General features: G+C 50.1%; 8 protein-coding genes. 3 read left to right on the top strand and 5 right to left on the bottom strand.

Annotated elements, in window-relative coordinates; translation table 11 throughout:
- Together ACN4EK_RS10310 and ACN4EK_RS10315 are read left to right on the top strand one after the other, a co-directional pair.
- A partial coding sequence (locus tag ACN4EK_RS10310; RefSeq protein ID WP_431657771.1) for a WD40 repeat domain-containing protein occupies positions 1–931 on the top strand: 931 nt, incomplete at its 5' end.
- 18 nt (positions 932–949) lie between these two features.
- A complete protein-coding gene (locus tag ACN4EK_RS10315; RefSeq protein WP_431657772.1) occupies positions 950–1,315 on the top strand; it encodes a Lin0512 family protein in 366 nt (121 codons plus the stop codon).
- Positions 1,316–1,361: 46 nt separating this feature from the next.
- Here ACN4EK_RS10315 and ACN4EK_RS10320 read toward each other — a convergent pair whose 3' ends face one another.
- The 5 genes from ACN4EK_RS10320 to ACN4EK_RS10340 form a co-directional block, all read right to left on the bottom strand.
- Entirely contained in the window at positions 1,362–6,134 is a 4,773-nt protein-coding gene (locus ACN4EK_RS10320) for an amino acid adenylation domain-containing protein (RefSeq protein ID WP_431657773.1), read from the bottom strand.
- A gap of 17 nt (positions 6,135–6,151) precedes the next feature.
- On the bottom strand, positions 6,152–7,231 hold the full coding sequence (locus ACN4EK_RS10325; protein ID WP_431657774.1) for an LLM class flavin-dependent oxidoreductase: 1,080 nt from the start codon (positions 7,229–7,231) through the stop codon (positions 6,152–6,154).
- A gap of 54 nt (positions 7,232–7,285) precedes the next feature.
- Positions 7,286–11,896 (bottom strand): type I polyketide synthase, encoded by a 4,611-nt coding sequence (locus tag ACN4EK_RS10330; RefSeq protein WP_431657775.1) that lies wholly within the window; start codon positions 11,894–11,896, stop codon positions 7,286–7,288.
- A gap of 14 nt (positions 11,897–11,910) precedes the next feature.
- Positions 11,911–15,438, bottom strand: a complete 3,528-nt coding sequence (locus tag ACN4EK_RS10335; protein WP_431657776.1) for a non-ribosomal peptide synthetase — start codon at positions 15,436–15,438, stop codon at positions 11,911–11,913.
- A gap of 183 nt (positions 15,439–15,621) precedes the next feature.
- Positions 15,622–17,169: a 3-oxoacyl-ACP synthase III family protein gene (locus ACN4EK_RS10340; protein WP_431657777.1), complete on the bottom strand. Its 1,548-nt coding sequence runs from the start codon at positions 17,167–17,169 to the stop codon at positions 15,622–15,624.
- Positions 17,170–17,538: 369 nt separating this feature from the next.
- On the opposite strand from ACN4EK_RS10340, the gene ACN4EK_RS10345 reads away from it, so the two are divergent.
- A complete protein-coding gene (locus ACN4EK_RS10345) occupies positions 17,539–18,816 on the top strand; it encodes an MFS transporter (RefSeq protein ID WP_431657870.1) in 1,278 nt (425 codons plus the stop codon).
- The last annotated feature ends 78 nt before the right edge of the window (positions 18,817–18,894 follow it).

Consider the following 18,894-nt stretch of genomic DNA (forward strand, 5'->3'; position numbering starts at 1 on the left):
AGATGTGTATAAGAGACAGCCTCCCCCACCGCCCTCCTGGCACTGCACCCAAACCCTGACTGGGCACACCAATGTCGTTAGTGCGATCGCCATTAGTCGCGACGGCAAAACCTTTGTCAGTGGTAGTTGGGACAATACCCTTCAGCTTTGGAACCTGCGTACTGGTCAACCGTTTTATTCCTTAACGGGACACTCTGCCCCGATTTGGACGATCGCCCTCAGTCCCGAAGGTCAACTTCTGGCAAGTGGTGGGGCTGACCATACCATTAAGCTGTGGCATGTTCGCACTGGCGATTTGCTCCGCACCCTGCATGGTCATACTGCCGGAGTCACCAGCCTTGCCCTCAGTCCCGACAAACAAACCTTAGTCAGTGGGAGCCGAGATGGGACGGTACGCTTTTGGCACTTAAATTCCGGTGAGTTAATTCGTACCTTTCATGGACATGCGACCCCCGTATTAGCGATCGCCATGAGTCCCGATGGGTTAACGGTGATGAGTGGCAGTGAAGATCAAACGATCAAACTGTATCAACTGCGAACGGGGGAACTCCTAAAAACATTAGTTGGGCAAAATGCTGCCGTTAGCACGATCGCCATCAGTCCTAATAGCCGCTACTTTGCTACCGGGGGGAGTAACAATGAAATTAAGCTTTGGGCAGATGCCGCGATCGTCACGGGTACCCCCACTTGCAGCCTAACTGGACATCACAGTGCGATTTATTCCGTTAGCTTCAGTCCGGATAGCCGATGGTTAGCCAGTGGTAGCCAGGATCAAACCGTCAAACTTTGGGATGTGCAAACTGGAACGCTTGCTACTACGCTAACTGGACATACGGGAGATGTGACAGCAGTAACCTTCAGCTATGATGGGCAAAGTTTATTTAGTAGTAGCTGCGATCGCACAATCAAAATTTGGCAGCCTGCACATTAAGCCATAGAGGGTAGCAGAATGGGACGGAAACGCTTCGTGATTGAAATGGGCATGGGAATTGATCAGCATGGACAGGAACCCACGGTTGCCGCTGCCAGAGCCGTGAGAAATGCGATCGCCCATAATGCCCTACCGGGAGTTTGGGAGGTGGCTGGGTTAACCGATCCCAATGACATGATTGTGGACGTGCAGGTGGCAGTGCCCTATCCCGAACAGGTACGATCGGATGACGTGTTAGCCGTACTACCGTTTGGTCGCAAAACTCTGACAGTAGAATCCGGCGGCATGGTGGTACAAGGTCGCGCGATCGCCTCCCTGAATGACAAAAATGATGAAATGCTAATTGCCGTGGCGGCTGTCACTGTTTGGATTGAATCCGATTAATTGCTGAGATTTTGGGTTCGGTGCTATGGGGATGTAACGGTACTGATTACGCCAAGCCACCTTGACTGAAGAGATTCCCGCCTTTCCTCTGAGATAGCGTTGTAATTTCCGATGATGCCGCCAGATGGAAAAACTCACTCAAAGGGCGTTCAGGACGAACTACAAGAGCAGTCAGGATGTGTTGATAGAGGGTAAACCAACGATCGACCTCTTCTATGGTCAACAACTCTGTACTGTAGTTCACAATAATCTCGATCGATTTTGCCATTTCCACATAAATTTCCAATGGAATGAGATGGCTAAAGAGTTCTGATGGTATCTCGTTTAATTGCTGTTGTTGGAGGCGTAGCTCAACCATTTCCCAGTCCGGCAGGGATGCCATCGTCTGGGTTGATGAGGTGATAGTGATGCTTGCCATCAGATGGCAGGAACCCATCTGGTTAGTGTGTTGAATGACTTGTTCTAACGGTACATCTTTGTGCTCAATTGCTTCCTGAACGTTAACTTGAAGGGATTGAAGTAAGGTAGTGACGGACTGTTCTGGTACCAGGTGCGATCGCAGAATCACATCATTGATAAAACAACCGATCATTTGTGCTGTCCCCGGTACTGTGCGATTGCCAACCGTCGTTACCAGCCAGATTTCTTGCTGTCCGCTCCAGGCTGCCAGTGCCAGTTTAAATGCCGCTAACAGCACGACAAAATTAGTGACTCCCAACCTCCGGCTTAAAGACTCGACACCACTCGAAAGGCTTTCTGGCAGTTGGGTGAAATAATGGGCGGCTTGTTTACTCGATAGAGGTTGGGTCAGGAAGGAAGGTTCTGGTGGTTGGGCTTGATGGGTTAGCTTATCTTGCCAATAGTGCAATTGCTGGGCGATCGCGGCCTCGTCATAAACCTGTTGCTGCCACATAGCAAAATCAGCATATTGCAGCGGGACATCCGGTAATGGAGCAGGCTGTCCCTGAGAAAATGCCTGGATCAGGGTATCTAACTCCTGGATGAGCAGCCCAAATGACCAGCCGTCCGTAATGAGATGGTGCATGGTAATGAGTAACCAATGCTCCTGCGGCGAGAATTTCCAGAGGGCTATGCGTAGAAGCGGTGCCGTTGCCAGATCGAAAGGGGTTTGGGCGATCGCGATCGCTTGATTAAACGCTAGGGATTCACGCGCTTCAACCGGGTACGATTGCAGGTCGGTATACCTTAACGGGAGCTGCAAGGTAGGTAAAACGATCTGCATTGGCTGACCATCGACTGGCTGAAACACAGTACGCAGAATCTCGTGGCGACGTATCAATTCATTCCAGCTTTGTTCCATGACAGTCGGTGTGAGCGATCGCGTGATACGCAACACGATCGAGCTATTCAGGGTTGCACCTGTTGCACTGGCTTGGTGGGTTCGCCAAATGTATTGCTGCGAAAAGGAGAGGGGAATTGGCATCCCTGGTGTTCTCGGCAAACGGCGTAACGCTGGACTGATCAGGGATTTTGCAGGTGTCGATAGTGGGTGCAAGCCTTGTTCAATCCAGGTAGCCAAACCTGCCACCGTAGGAAACTGAAACAAGTCCACAATCGAGAGTGTGACTGGAAACACGGACTGCAATCGCGCTAGTAATTTCGTTGCCAATAATGAATGTCCACCTAATTCAAAGAAATCATCCTCTACTCCCACCGCCTCAAGGTTTAAGACCTCGGCAAAGGTTTGGGCAACTTCGGCTTCTGTGGTTGTTCTGGGCGCAATAAAAGCGGTGGCACCCTGCGATCGCGTTAGATCTGGAGTCGGCAATTGCGGGCGATCGACTTTGCCATTGGAACTGAGTGGCAGAACAGGTAGGAATACGAAGGCGGCTGGCACCATATATTTTGGCAACCGGGATTCGAGAAACTGGCGTAGTTGTTGGGGGGTGGGTGCGTTACTGGCCGCAGGTACGACATAAGCAATCAGGCATTTATCTCCTGTCGGATCTGCGTGTTCGATCACCACACTCTCCTGCACAGCCTCATGCTGACTTAGCAGTGCCTCGATTTCGCCCAGTTCAATCCGAAATCCCCGGATCTTGACCTGATGATCGATGCGTCCCAGAAATTCCAGACTGCCATCGGCTCGATAGCGGACTCGATCGCCGGTTTTGTAGAGCCTTGCTCCAGGCAGGTGGCTAAATGGATCGGGAATAAAGACTGTGGCTGTGAGATCGGGTCGATTCAGGTAGCCTCTGGCAACACCCATGCCGCCGATATATAGTTCGCCTGGAATGCCGATCGGGACAAGTTGTAAGCCGCCATCCAGCACATAGGTCTGGGCATTCTGGATCGCTTGACCGATCGGTAACGTTTGTCCAGCTAAGGCGACGGGTGGCAGGGGGGATAAATCCGTCAGGGTGGTAACGATCGTCGCTTCCGTTGGACCATAGCTATTCACTAATCGCACCGAAGAGTTGACCCGTTGTTGCCAGAGGATGAAGCGATCGAATAAAGCTTTTTCACCGCCCAAAATCACCAGTCGCACCGAATCGGGCAGCGTTAAATGCTGGGCGACCATTTCCGTTACCAGTTGATGCCAGAAAGCGGTGGGTAAATCCAGCACCGTCAATTGCCAGTCAGCACACGCTTGCAGAAACATTGCCATGGAACTGAGCATTGTGTCGGTTCGCAACACTAACGTTGCCCCCTGTGCCAAACAGGGAAAGATTTCTTCCGCCGCCGCATCGAAGCTAATTGAAGCAAATTGTAAAACGCGATCGCTAACGCCAATGTCATAGTTCGCGATCGCCGCTTCTGTATAGTTGACTAAGGACTGGTGCTCGATCATTACCCCCTTAGGTTTGCCGGTAGAACCAGAGGTGTAAATGATATATGCCAGGTTATGGGGATGGACTGGAGATGCAACAGGCTCCACACTTTCGTGGGTAATCTGATGCCAATCGGTGTCGAGAAAAATCGTTGTGGTAGTCAGTTTTGGTAATTTCGCTGCAAGTGATTGTTGCGTTAATAAAACAGCAGCCTGGGCATCGGTCAAGATCAATTCCAGACGATCGGTGGGATAGCCGGGATCGAGTGGCACATAAACCCCGCCAGCTTTGAGAATGCCCAATAATCCAACCATCATCGTGATCGAGCGATCGACACAGATGCCAACGAGAGCTTCTGGCTGGATGCCGATTTTTTGTAGATAATGGGCTAACTGGTTAGCACGTTGATTCAGTTCCCGGTACGTGATCTGCTGTTCTCCCTGAATCACCGCGATCGCATCGGGTGTTTTTTGTACCTGTAACTCAAATAGGTGATGAATACAGGCAGCAGCAGGGTAATCTGTTGTGGTTTGATTCCAGTTATGTAGCTGCAATTGTTCTGTTGGAGTTAACAGGGGCAATTCGGCTAAGCGTTGATCGGGATGCGCCACAATGCTGGTTAACAAGGTCTGGAAGTGTCCGATCAGGCGATCGATCGTAGATTCATCGAATAAATCGGTATTATATTCTAGCTTGCCGATCAACCCGGTATCCGCTTCAACCAGGTGAAAGGTGAGATCAAATTGCGCCGTATAGTTATCAATGCGCTCATGTTCTACCTGCAATCCCGGCAGTTCAATATTTTCAATCGAAAAGGCATTTTGTAGCACCAGCATCACTTGAAACAATGGCGCATAGGTTAAGTTTCGTGCTAGTTGTAATTCATCCACTAATTTCTCAAAGGGGACGGTTTGGTGGGCTAATGCTTCTAAAACTGTGGTGCGAACCTGTTGAAGTAAGGTTTGAAAACTGGGATTCCCTGATAAGTCAGTTCGTAATACCAGTGTATTAATAAAACATCCAATCAAAGGTTCAATTTCAGGCTGCTGCCGATTCGCGATCGGGGTTCCTACCAAAATATCGTCCTGGTCGGTATATCGGAACAGTAAGGTTTGCAACGCTGCCAACAGCGTCATAAATAAGGTGGCTTCTGCCCGGTGTGATAAGTCCTTCAGTGCCTCAGTCAGAGGCTTGGGCAGCAGAAATGATTGAGTTCTACCCGTGAAGGATTGCAGGGCGGGACGGGGGCGATCGCTGGGCAGCAGTAATAAATCCGTCGCCTGGTGTAATTTCTGTTGCCAATATGCCAGATCTTCTGCCAGTAAATCACCCTGTAAGGTTTGCCGTTGCCACACTGCGAAATCGGCATACTGAATCGGTAATGCCGCCAAAGGTGACGGTTGACCAGTCGAAAATGCGGCATACAGGGCACTCAATTCTCGGAAAAACACACCGATCGACCAGGCATCGGCGGCAACATGATGCAGGATCAAGAGCAGGATATGTTCCGTTGCATTGAGTGTTAACAGCGTTGCCCGTAATAATAAATCAGTTGCTAAATTGAAGGGTTGACATGCCTGTGCCGTTGCCAATCGCTGCACTTCTAAAGCTTGTTGATCGTTGGATAGTGTTTGCAGATCGACGATCGCAAGTTTCCAGTGATCGATTGAGTTGATTACTTGCGTGAGTTCGCCATTGACGACATGCAGCGTTGTGCGGAGAACTTCATGGCGTTGCAGAATGGCTTTAAGACTTTGTTCTAAGGCATTGACCTGAAGAGAACCTGTAATTCGCAGTGAAATCGCAATATTATTGGAAACAGCGCTGTTCCGACCCAACTGATCTTGAAACCACATCCGCTGTTGAGCAAACGACACCGGCAAATGAATTTGGGCTTCTGGCGATCGCGGACGTTTCGGGATGCCCCAGGCATGAGATCCCTGATTTGGTTTTTGGCTGAGGCGCTGCTTTAATAAGGCTTGCTGCTCTGGAGTCAGGGCGGCAATCCGGTGCGATAAATGATTCATTGTCAAATTCTAAGCAATTAAGAATAAGATGCTTGCAAACTTTGAGGCTGAGATGAATGACCATTCATGTCTTTGATGTCTTTGAGGAAATTTAGGCTCTCCATCACAGCATCAAAGGCAATACCAAAGTCAATTAACGCCGCGATTTCGTCTACTCCAGCTTGTTGAAAGCTTGCTATCAAACTCTGGCAGTCGGCAGGAGTTCCCATCAAGACTTTGCCATTGAAGTAAGTCTCAAAACTGAACTCTAATAGGTCATCCAAATCTTGAGGTGTGAGCGTATTCGGATCGATCGAGAACCGTAAGTCTCCGGCTGACTTCACCACTAAATCAAAATGAGTTCTGAGATAATTTTTGAAGGGTTGTTTGACCTGGGCTTTGACAACATGGGTGTCATTGCCAATGAAGGTATGAATCATCAAGGCTACTTTGCCAGTTTGCGGATCATGACCATGCTCTGCTCGCGATCGACGATATAGAGTAATTTTTCTAAAAATCTCATCCAGGCTTTGATAGAGCGGTGACGTGAGGATATTGGCACCAATTCTGCCTGCTTCCACAAAGGAATCATCTGAGAGAGACGTAATCCAGATGGGAAGCTGTGCCTGTAAAGGTCTGGGAAAAGTCCGAATCTGAGCTAATTTACCATTTCCAGCAGTTAGTTCGATCGCTTCACCCTGCCAAAGTCGCTGCACCACCTGAATGTCCCGCCACATAATCTCTTTTTTGGTAGCGTACTTTTCCGGGTACAGCACAAAATCATTGGGATGCCAACCCGGAGCAAAGGCAAGGCTGACCCGACCTTGAGACAGGTTATCCACCATTGCCCATTCTTCCGCCACTCGTAAGGGATGTTGCAGGGGCATGACCACACTGCCAGAGCGGATTTGAATCTGTTCCGTCAGCATGGCGATCGCAGCTCCAGCTACAGCCGGATTCGGATAGAGTCCACCAAAGGCATCAAAATGCCGTTCCGGAATCCAAATTCCAGCAAAATTGTGACGATCGGCAAACTTCGCGCCTTCAATCAGCAGTTGGTACTTATTGCGATCGGTCTTGGAGCCATCACCAGAGAAATAGAATAGACTGAATTCCATTGAGACAATCCTCAATCACAGCAATGTTTAAATCAGTGACAATGCCAACGCAGCTTATGGGTTAGCAGAGGTCTTGGCTAATTGGGCTTGCACCGCTTCTGGAGACAACTGTTCAATCTCAGCTAGAACTCGCGCCAGTTCATCGGCATCGTTTAATTGAGTCAGTTGTTCAGCAATCACCTGTGCCAAACCTGCCACCGTAGGAGCTTCAGATAGCAATACCTTGAGGGACAGATCAACGGGATACAACTCTCGTAATCGCGCGACGATCCGCACAGCTAATAAGGAGTGTCCGCCTAACTCAAAGAAGTTATCATTCACTCCCACTGGCTTAATTCCAAGTTGTTCTTGCCAGAGCGCAGCGATTTGTTGCTCAATCTCATTACTCGGTGCGACATAGGTGGTGGACTGAAGCGATCGCGCATGACTCGTTTGATCGGCTGACGGGATTTCTGGAGTGATTGGGGCTACCTCTACTGTCGCGATCGTTCGTTGCAGCGATTGTTGCAGTACAGCTTGCCAATCTTTAGTTGAAACAATCACTTGATGATATCCACTTTGGAGAATTCGGTGGAGTGCTGCTACTCCTTCCTCAGGTGCAATACCAGTTTCAAGTGCGGCTAACCGCTCCTGTTGCAGGCGATCGGGCAGTTGAGTCAGATCGGCTCCCATGCCAACGTCCTGCCACATATCCCAGTTGATGGCAAGTGTGCGATGATGGGTTTGCGCCGCTTGTGAATGAGCAAAGGCATCCAGGAAGGCATTGGCGGCACAGTAGTCCACCTGTCCCATGCCACCCAAAATGGCACTATGGGATGAGAATAACACCAGAAAATCCAGTGGCATATCCTGACAAACTTGATTGAGCACCAGAGTACCCTGGACTTTAGCCGCCATTACCGCTGCTACCATTTCTGGAGTTTTCAGTTGCATGATGCCATTGCCTGGTACACCAGCAGTATGAAAGATGCCGTGAAGTTGCCCAAAGATTGGCTGAATCTGCGCGATCGCCGCTTGCATCTGTCCCAGATCGGCAACATCAGCACTGAGAATCATCACCTCCGATCCGATCGCTTCCAGAGCTTGAATTTTTTGGAGCTTGAGCGTTGTTGCGTCTGGTGCTGGATGAGTGGCTAACCACTGTTGCCAGTCGCTGCGAGGAGGTAACGTTGAACGGTTGACCAGGACAATTTTTGCCTGTACCGTTTTTGCCAGATACTCAGCGATCGTCAGTCCGATGCCACCCAAACCACCCGTAATCAGGTAGACACCCTGCGATCGTAACGGAGTGGATTGATGTTTTGCCTCCAGACGAACTGGCTCATAAATCGGCAACCACCGATAATGACCTCGATAGGCAATAACTGGATCAGAGGGTTGAGCCGCTTGCATCAGCATTTCTTGAATCAGTTGCTCAATCAATAACTCGCTGGTTGAAGTTTCTGGTGCAGGAATAGCGACATCAATATGAGTGCAAGCAAGATTCGCGTATTCCTGAGGAATAACTTTGCAGGCTCCTAAAACTGTGACTTTTTCTGGACAAATTTCCTCTCCAGTAATTTCTTGAATCTGGCTGGAAAGCACATTGATGTGAACTGAATTGTCAATTGATTGCTGTCCAATAGCTTGAGCTAAGTAGAGCAAACTGTAAAAACCAAGCGTTTGAGCATCCGCCCAGGCAAGATCGGGATCGATCGTCCACAGGTGAGCCAGAATCGGATTTGGCTCAGAGGCAAGAATAGTTTGCATGAGAGCGGCATACTGATCTCGATCGCCCGGATCAATGGTGTAACGATTCGGCTGACTCTGGCAAAACTGCTCTCCAGCATGAACCTGAATCACCCGATGTCCCTGGTGCTGAAGCCGTTGGATCAGGGCAGTTGCCAAACCACTGCGATCGACAAATACCACCCAACAGCGAGTTTGATCACTGGCTGCGATCGGGGGTAAAACGGATCGTTTCCAGGCGGGAATATAAAACCAATCGGCAATATCCGTTTGTTTAGATAGCGTTGTTGCCGCGATCGGGGCTGCTTGAGGTGGATCAATCCAATACCGCTGGCGTTCAAAGGGATAGGTCGGCAACGGCACCCGGCAACGGGATTGGTGGGCATAAAAGGTTGACCAGTCGATCGAGACACCATTTAGCCACAGTCGTCCCAGGGTTTGTAGCAGGAATTGCCCATCATCCACCTTTTCATGGAGATGGGGCAGAGAGGTGAGGATCAGGCGATCGCTGGTCTGGTGTTTGGTTAGCGTTGCCAGAGTCCGTCCGGGGCCGACTTCGAGAAAAATTGCCTCTGGTTGCGACAATAATTCAGCCATGCCCGGAGCGAATTGCACCGTCTGACGTAAATGCTGTGCCCAATATTGTGGATCGGTGGCTTCCTGATCAGTCAACCAGGTGCCCGTGACGTTGGAAATCAAGGGAATTTGAGGTGGATGCAGGCGAACCTGCTGCAAGTGTTGCACCAGTGGGTCAATTACTGCCTCCATCATAGGTGAATGGAACGCATGGGACGTATGTAGTCTGCGGGAATCAATTCCCTGTGCTGCTAACTCCTGTTCCAGTTGGGCGATCGCGCCGGTTGCTCCCGAAACGACACAGAGAGCAGGACTATTGTTCGCTGCCAGGGAGAGGCTATCTGATAAAAATGGCTGCACCGCATCGGCAGATAAATACACAACCAGCATTGTTCCAGGCGGCTGTTGCTGCATCAATTGTGCCCGTACTGTCACCAGGCTTAACGCCTCTTCCAGGGTGAAAACTCCTGCCAGACAGGCAGCGACATATTCGCCAATGCTATGTCCAATAAATGAGTGCGGCTGCACTCCCCAAGACATCCAGAGTTGCGCCAGGGCATACTCAACCACAAACAACGCCGGTTGAGCGATCGCGGTTTGGGTCAATGGTTGGCTATCAGTAGCACTATCAGGATATAGTATTGCCCTCAAATCCAGATTGTGCTGGGCTTGCAGTAGCGCAAAACAGCGATCGCAGTTCTCCCGGAACGTCGGTTCATGCTCATACAGTTGCCGCGCCATATTCACGGCTTGCGAACCCTGACCCGGAAACATAAAAATCACGGCTGGGTTGTCTCCAGCGTGGGCCGTCGATCCAGGGGGTGTTGTGCATGATTGGACGGCATCATCCCCTGTTTGAGCAACGGCAAACCATCGGTGAGGAAATTCCCATCGTCCCATCTGGAGGGTATATGCAACATCCGCCAGGTTCAGTTCCGGTGCTTGCTTCAGGCGATTCTGGAGATTCATCGTTGCCTGTTTCAGTGCAGTGGCTGTTTTAGCGGATAGTGTCAGCAGTTGATAGGGACGTTGTTGGGATGTGGTTATTCCTGGTGAGAGAACAGGGGCTTCTTCCAGCACCAGATGAACATTCGTGCCACCAAAGCCAAAGGAACTGACCCCTGCCCGCCGGGGAATGCCATGCGGGTTCCAGTCCGTCAGTTGAGTATTGACGTAAAACGGACTATTGGCAAAATCAATTTGGGCATTGGGAGTGACAAAATTGATGCTGGGTGGAATCTGACGATGATGCAGAGCTAACACCGTTTTAATTAAACCCGTAATACCCGCCGCTGCATCTAAATGTCCCACGTTGGTTTTGACCGAACCGATCGCACAGAAGCCAGTCCGATCCGTTGCCATCCGAAAGGCTTGGGTCATGGCGGCAATTTCGATCGGATCACCCAGAGCCGTTCCTGTGCCGTGAGTTTCCAGGTAGGTAATCGTTTCCGGTTCAACTTCTGCCATCAGATGAGCCGCCCGAATCACGTTGGCTTGTCCTGACTGGCTGGGTGCCGTATAGCTCACCTTTGTCGCCCCATCATTATTCATGGCGGAGCCTTTAATTACCGCATAGATGTGATCACGATCGGCGATCGCATCTTCCAATCGCTTCAACACCACCACGCCAATCCCGTTGCCACCGACAGTCCCATTGGCATTGGCATCAAACGCCCGACAATGACCATCGGGAGAGATAATTTCATCAGGAGATAGAGTACGTCCATCCTGGGGCACTTTCACGGCAACCCCTGCCGCTAATGCCATGTCACATTCTCCACTCAGCAAACTCTGGCAAGCCAAATGCACCGCGACCAGGGAACTGGAACAAGCCGTTCCCACACTGACACTTGGACCAGTGAGATTTAATTTATAGGAAACGCGGGTTGGTAAGTAATCTTTATCCACGCCAACCAGTGTGGGTAAAAAGCCGCGCGATTCAATGAAACCGGGATTGGGACTGAGGTTATACAGCAGGTAAGTGCCCATGCCAACTCCAGCAAATACCCCGATCGGACGTTCCGGCGTTGCCGAACTGTATCCGGCATTTTCCAGGGCTTCCCAGGCAGATTCTAAAAACAGCCGATGTTGCGGATCTAAAGCCGCCGCTTCACCCGGATTAAAGCCGAAGAAGGCAGCGTCAAATTGATCGACATTCTGTAAGACTGCCCCGGCACGAACGATCGCTGGAGAGGTCGATGAACCCCTGGCATCGCCCTCGGAAACGGGCTGGGAGAACGCTGTGACTAACTCTGTCCCTGTCTTTAAGTTGTGCCAAAAATCATCAATCCTGTCTCCTCCTGGAAATCGCCCTGCCAGACCGACGATCGCAATTTCCAAACCCGTTTGATTGGTACTCATAATACTGATTTCCTCTAAGCCAGTCTTGATTTCTGGAAGCGTTGCTTGAGCCGCTGTTTGCCCTGGTTCAATTTCTGGGCAGTCTCAATCCGTTGCAGTTCTGAGTCGTTGTCCTGTAGTGCTTGAGTTAGCTGTTGTGCCAACGCTCTCACAGTCGGATACCGAAATAAGTCAACCAGGGAAATTGCTTTCATTTCCTGCGGCAACACAGTACCCAACTGGCGGTAAACCAGCGTCATCAACAGAGAATTTGCGCCCAAATCAAAGAAATTATCTGTCACTCCCACGGTTTCAACGGCCAGCACTTCTTGAAAGACAGTGGCGATCGTGCGCTCAATCTCGTTCTGAGGGGCTGTGTATCCCGTGATTCGTGTTTGGAATTGGCTATCCTGAGTGGGAAGTGCCTGACGATCGACTTTGCCATTGGCAGATAGGGGCAATGCCTCCAAAAACAGGAAACGAGCTGGCAGCATGTAATCCGGCAATTTGTGGCTGAGGAATTGAGTCAATTCTGCAACGGTTGGTAACTTTGTTGCACTCGATACCAGATAAGCCACCAGTTGCGCTTGCTGATGTTCTCCAACCACCTTAACAACAGCGGCTTTTACATTTGGATGTTGCACTAACGCAGACTCAATTTCTCCCGCTTCAATGCGATAACCACGCAACTTAATTTGGAAATCCACTCGCCCTAAAAATTCAATCGTGCCATCGGGCAGATAGCGACCACGATCGCCAGTTCGGTACAACCGTTCCCCGGTATGGGGATGGATCATGAAACTGGCAGTCGTTTTTTCCGGGTCTCGCCAGTAACCTTTTGCCAACTGTACCCCGGCACAATACATTTGCCCAGGAACCCAAACCGGACAATCGGTTAACGCCTGATTCAAAATGAAATATCTGGCATTTGCCATTGGCTGTCCATAGGGAATACTTTTCCAGGTCGGATCAACGTCCCCTACCTCATAGCCAATATTCCAGATCGTGGTTTCCGTCGGCCCCCCAATGCTGAGTAATTGAATGTTTGGTACTAACGTTCGCAGGCGATCGGGGAGAGAAAGCGGTAGCCAATCGCCGCCCAAAATTGCCAAGCGTAAACTGGAGAAGTCTGATTTGGGATCCCATTCATGATCTGCGAATGTCGTGTTGACCCACATTTCCATCATCGCTGGCACCGAATTCCAGATCGTCACCTGTTCCTGCTGGATTAACTTTGTCCAATGCTGGGGACTTTTCACCAAACAGGCATCGGGCATGACGATCGCACCGCCAGCCGCCAGCAAGCCAAACAGGTCATAAACCGACAAGTCATGGTTCAACGCGGTTAACGCCAACGCACGATCGTCAGAACTGACCTGAAACCGTTGATTCGTGTAAATCACCACATTGGCAACATTCCGGTGGGTAATCATCACGCCTTTGGGCAATCCAGTAGAGCCAGAGGTATAAATGACATACGCCAGATCATCCGGAGTTTGTACTGGTTCTAAGCGGTGTTGTGGCTCGGTAGCCAACTCTGTGCCATCTACACACAAACGCTGGATATCCTCGCTCCAGGGCAGGGTTTGATCTAACCAGGATTGTGTCAGAACCAGCTTGACTTGACTGTGCTGAAGTAAATACTGAAACCGTTCTGCTGGCAAATCTGGGGCGATCGGGACATAGGCTGCCCCAGACATCAAAATTCCCAGAACCGCAACCACCTGTTCCCAGCCTTTGTCCATCACCACACCAATGAGATGATTCGGCGTTGCTCCTAACTGCCGCAAGCGGTGTCCCACCTGACAAGCCCGATCGCATAGCGTCTGATAGGTCAGGGTTCGTTGCGACGTGATTACGGCTGGGCGATCGGGGTGTTGTTGAACCTGGGCTAAAAATAGTTCGTGGAGCAAAACCTTTGGAATCGGAGCATCCGTGGCGTTCACTGCCTGACGTTGAGCCAGTTGAGCCGGAGGTAACAGGGCAGGATGGCTGGCTGTCCAACTGGCATCCGACGTGGCAAGTTGATTGAGCAAGCGACAGTAGCTCTCAAACATGTCGGCAATCAGCCCCTCTGGGAATAGTTCTTCGACGACATCCCAATTGAAGCTTAAGGTATCCTGCTCTTCCCAAACTTGAATATCCATCCAGGCTTGTGAGGCTTGGCTAATGCCGTAAACTAATTCACCAAAATGACTGAAGGTTAAGGTGTCCTGTCCCATGCCAGCGAAGCCTAAGGTACTGGTAAAGATGACCGGCATGGCATTGGGGGCAAGTCCTTTACGCCGAGTTAATTCGCGGGTAACTCGCACACCGCTAAAGTAACGATGTTCTAAATCCTGCCAGAGTTGTTGTTGAATTCGCAACGCTCGATCGCGGAACGATTCAGCCTGAGAGTTATCGACGGCTAACAAAGTGACAGAAGTAAAATCACCCAGAATGTGATTCACCTGGGGATGTAGGGGTAAGCGATTAAATAACGCCAGATTCAACGTGAATTGGGGATTCTGGCTCCACAAAGTGATGACTTCGGCAAAGGCAGCCAGTAACAACCCAGATGGAGTTAGCCCTGCCTGCATTGCCTTTTGCTTGAGTGTTTGCCAGATGGCAGGTTCCATGCGTCCGTCATAGCGGCGGCACTGGTGCTGTTGTAGTTGTTGCGGATTTTTAGCCAGGGGTAGATCTGGAGCCGGTGGTAATGAGTCGATCCGGTTTAACCAATAGGTCTGCGATCGCTGATACAGTTCGGTTTGCGGTAAAGACTGCTCTGCCAGCACATAATCCCGAAACGAAAGTTCCAAAGCTGGCAAAGGGCAATCGGGATCTTGATACAGTTGAAACCACTCTTCAAACAGGCGAAACAAACTCCAGGCATCAAATACCAGCAGATCATAACTGACATGCAACCGCACCCGATCGCCATCTAACTGAGTCGCTCGGAATTCAAACAATGGATAGCGATCGGCGGGTAGCACCTGATGGGACAGTTCTTGCCGAATTTCTGCCAGTTGAGCGCTGACTGTTTCTGCATCTTGCCCCCGCAAATCCACAACCTTCATCTGGTACGGTGGTACTTCTGGCAGAATTTGTTGTCGTCCATCGGGCAACACGATCGCCCGCAGCATATCATGTCGCGCAATTAATTGTTGGAGCGTGGAGTTTAGCCGCTCCAGATCCAAATTGTTTCCCTCAATTTCGTAATAGCCGTGATTAGAAACATTCCCCAAGTCCAACACACCACTGCGCCCGATCCAAAAAGCGTGCTGCATATCGGTCAGTGGGAATGGCTCAAACCGTGATGCGGGATCCGGAATGATCATTGGTAGATCATTCACAGAGGCACTCACCCGATGCTGGCGGAGTAGAGTTAAAATCTCCGTCTTTTGCTGTACTAGCAAATCTCGTAGTTCGAGGGTTAAAGCACCTTTAGGAGCATCAACCTGGAGAGAGTCACCATCGGCTGATAGTTTAATTCCCTGGTGAGAAAGTGTAGTTAGAAGTGAATGTAAATCCATATTCAAGTTCAATACCGTGGGCTGAATTGGCTCAATATCAGTTCGCAAGTTTCTGTGGTCAATGAATTACTCTGATTACAGCCGTTCTCAAATGAATGCACCACACTTGTCAATTCGGTCAGCCCCCTCAATCCCCCAATTCTGGGGGACTTTGGCTCCTGTTCCCCCCAAAATTGGGGGGCTAGGGGGGCGAAAACTGCTGTAAGATGAGTTACCCGCCTATCGACTGCCTTACAGACTAATGCTTTCCCACTCAATGGCATCATCAGGCGCGAATTTTGTTGCATCAGCACTAACCAATGCTGAAACCATGAGTTGCTGAAGCAGAAATTCCATTAAATCTGAAATCGTCTGATCACCAAAAAACTGCTCCATAGGGACTTGTATTTGCAAATCAGTTTCAAGCTGATGCCGCAGCACGATCGCCAGTAAGGAATCTAACAGAGTGGTCAATAATAATTGGACATGAATTTGATCTGGAGAAAGTTGGCGGGCGTTGGCGAACCATGCCAGTAAATAGGTTTCCAGTAGAGGGCGACGATCGGGGAGAGGAGTGGTGAGTAATTGCGATCGCAAATCCGTTGGTCTACTTTCTTCCGTACCAGACGCATTCAAATGGGATATTGGTGTTGCCAAATGTAATGGCTCTGCGTTTTGCGATCGCTGGCATGGTTGCGTCAGAGATGATCCCAAAGCCACCTCTCCCCATCGCATCACCATTGCTGCCGCCGTCGCTGCCGCACCATTTGCGTACACTAACACCAAATCATCGTCATGCAGTTTGCCGATGGTTGCGGCATGATGCAAATTGGCGATCGGAAATACCGGCCCAATGTTGGCGTACAGGGGATAGAGATTGATCACTCGGGCTGGATCGATGCCCAACGCTTTAGCGCAGACGCTGGCATACCAGGCAGTAGGAGTATTGATGGCAAAGCAGGCAATTTGATCGAGGGTCACTCCTGCGGCTTGTATCGCCGTCTGACAACAGTGACGCACTGCATCCACAGCCGTTTCAGCAAGTGTACTGATCTTCTCCCCGGTGCGAGTTCGGATGCGAGGTTGACCCGCCTGATCAATCACCATCTCATGCACATAAGCACCACATGTGGCTGTGGTTGGCATAATGTGAGTGCTGAGGATGCCGCGATCGCCGGGAACAGAACCAACGACCAACGCTCCTGCCCCATCACCCAATGACCATGAAAGCGTATCAGCTTCGTTAACGGCCCGTGAGCCAATGTGCGACACCACAATTAGGACGGTGCGATAGGTGCCGTTTTGCACCAAAGCCTGGGCAGTCTGTAGCGCAATTAAAGCGCTGGCACAGGTAGATTCCAGATTCCAGGCAGGGCAGGATAAGCCTAATTCACGGGCAACATAAGCGGCTGCACCAGGCCCGACGGTATCAGGAAACAGAGAGGCAACGATCGCCAAATCAATCTCTTGGGGCGACAGGTTTGCTGCCTTCAGGGCTGACTGTGCCGCCTGACACTCCAGCATCAGAGATGATTCATCAGGTAACAACACTCGACGTTCCACACTGCCGCGAAATGGATCTGCCAGGTACGGGGTAACTTCCTGCAACCAGAGATCAATGCCGTTTTGGGTAGAACTTATTTGATCAGCGCTAGATTCAATTGCCTGATGGTGTCTGGCGGGTCGTTGCGCGATCGCTACAGATGGATTAGCAAACTGATCTAGCCAATACTGATTGGCACGAATAGTCCGGGGAAACCCCACTGCCAGTGAGCGAATACCGACTGACTGCTTGATCATGAGACATGGTTTAAAGCTTGAATTCTTCTTGGGTTAACACTTTGGCAATACCCAGATGTTATTGCATCTAATTCTCAAGAAGCTGACTTTTTAAAAGTACCACAAACATTTTCAAATACACAAGCTAAAACGATAGAATTTTTAAGTGAACTTTGCAGTCAACTCCAAGTACCCTAGTTAATTAGTCCACAATCATTTTGTATAGAGTCACTGATTAGCTTGAATTTGCAACATCAGTAACATCACAACCTTGTTCGCGATCGCAGTTGAGCCGTTTAACTGTTAAGTCATTGCTATCGCATCATTGTGATTGATTCTTGCTTCCTTATATCCTCCTATTTTCTGAAACCTACTGTGCGAACTTTCACGATGCTCTGGAGCGGTCAGATGGCATCTGCCATTGGTACTGCAATGACCCAATTTGCCCTTACCATCTGGATCTGGCAACTGACTCAGGAGACGACCGCGATCGCACTGCTGAGTTTCTTTTTTCAATTGCCCCAAATTTTAGTGGGTGTGTTTGCAGGGCTGGTCATCGATCGCTGCAACCGCAAATTCTTAATCATGTTCAGTGATGCCAGTGTGGCGATTTGTACGATCGCGATCGGGCTACTTTACATCACAGATCAATTACAACTCTGGCATCTCTATGGTTTAGCCATTGCCTATGGCGGCTTCGGCCAGATTCAAGGACTGGCGTATATCGCCTCGATTCCGTTAATGGTGTCCAAGCAGCAGTATACCCGCGTCAGCAGTATGCGATCGCTGGTAGAGTACAGTTCTGCTATTCTCGCTCCAGCTTTAGTGGGGAGCCTTTACTCCACGATCGGGTTGATCGGGATTATGTTGATTGATCTGGCAACCTTTGCGATCGGCGTTACGACCGTATGGTTGATCCAGATTCCCCAACCCCGTCCGGCGGAAACAGAACAACTCACTGGAAAAACCATCTGGAAACAACTTTCCTGGGGACTGCATTACATTCTCTCCAGACCCAGCCTCCTGGCAATCACCGTAATTTTCTGCTTATTTCTGTTTGCCCGCCAGATGAGCGACACCTTATACCAACCGCTAGTGCTGGCTCGAACCAATGGGGATGCTCAGTTGCTGAGTCGGGTGGTGATTGCCGCTGGGGTAGGGGGCGTAGTTGGTGGAGTGAGCCTGAGTATTTTGGGTGGGTTCCAGCGCCGCATCTATGGCATGTTACTGGGATTTATGGGGGCAGGAATTGGTGGCATCCTCTTAGGCTTGGGGCGTGTTCCCTGGCTCTGGATGGGAGCGCAATTTTTCTCCGCCTTTAATATTCCCCTGACATTTAGTTCCAGTTATGCCATCTGGTATGCCAAAGTTGCGCCAGAGGTTCAGGGACGGGTATTAGCGGCTGCCCATACGCTGGGTTTAACGGTTGGAGCTATGGCTAGCTTGATAGCAGGGCCACTCGCCGATCGCGTATTTGAACCGATGATCAGTTCTGGAGGATGGCTGTCCCGCATGGTTGTGCCGTTGGTGGGTACGGGGACAGGAGCAGGGATTGCACTATTGGTGATTCTGGCGGCAATCTGGATGATTCTGCTTGGGGTTAGTGGTTATCTGATTCCGGCAATTCGTCAGGTGGAAGATTTACTACCAGATCACGATCGCGAATAGTCTGATCAGCTAAGTGAACCAATAAACCACTCTGCACTAGAAGCGTAGAGTGGTTTGGTTTATGACTCAACCTCAAGA

Origin of the sequence: Pantanalinema rosaneae CENA516, from assembly GCF_050753385.1 — a bacterium.
Taxonomy (GTDB): Bacteria; Cyanobacteriota; Cyanobacteriia; order Leptolyngbyales; family Leptolyngbyaceae; genus Pantanalinema; species Pantanalinema rosaneae.

Coding starts and splice junctions, on each gene's coding strand:
- ACN4EK_RS10345 (WP_431657870.1), top strand. CDS start 17,539: ATGCTCTGGAGCGGTCAGATGGCATCTGCCATTGGTACTGCAATGACC.
- ACN4EK_RS10320 (WP_431657773.1), bottom strand. CDS start 6,134: ATGAATCATTTATCGCACCGGATTGCCGCCCTGACTCCAGAGCAGCAA.
- ACN4EK_RS10330 (WP_431657775.1), bottom strand. CDS start 11,896: ATGAGTACCAATCAAACGGGTTTGGAAATTGCGATCGTCGGTCTGGCA.
- ACN4EK_RS10325 (WP_431657774.1), bottom strand. CDS start 7,231: ATGGAATTCAGTCTATTCTATTTCTCTGGTGATGGCTCCAAGACCGAT.
- ACN4EK_RS10315 (WP_431657772.1), top strand. CDS start 950: ATGGGACGGAAACGCTTCGTGATTGAAATGGGCATGGGAATTGATCAG.
- ACN4EK_RS10340 (WP_431657777.1), bottom strand. CDS start 17,169: ATGATCAAGCAGTCAGTCGGTATTCGCTCACTGGCAGTGGGGTTTCCC.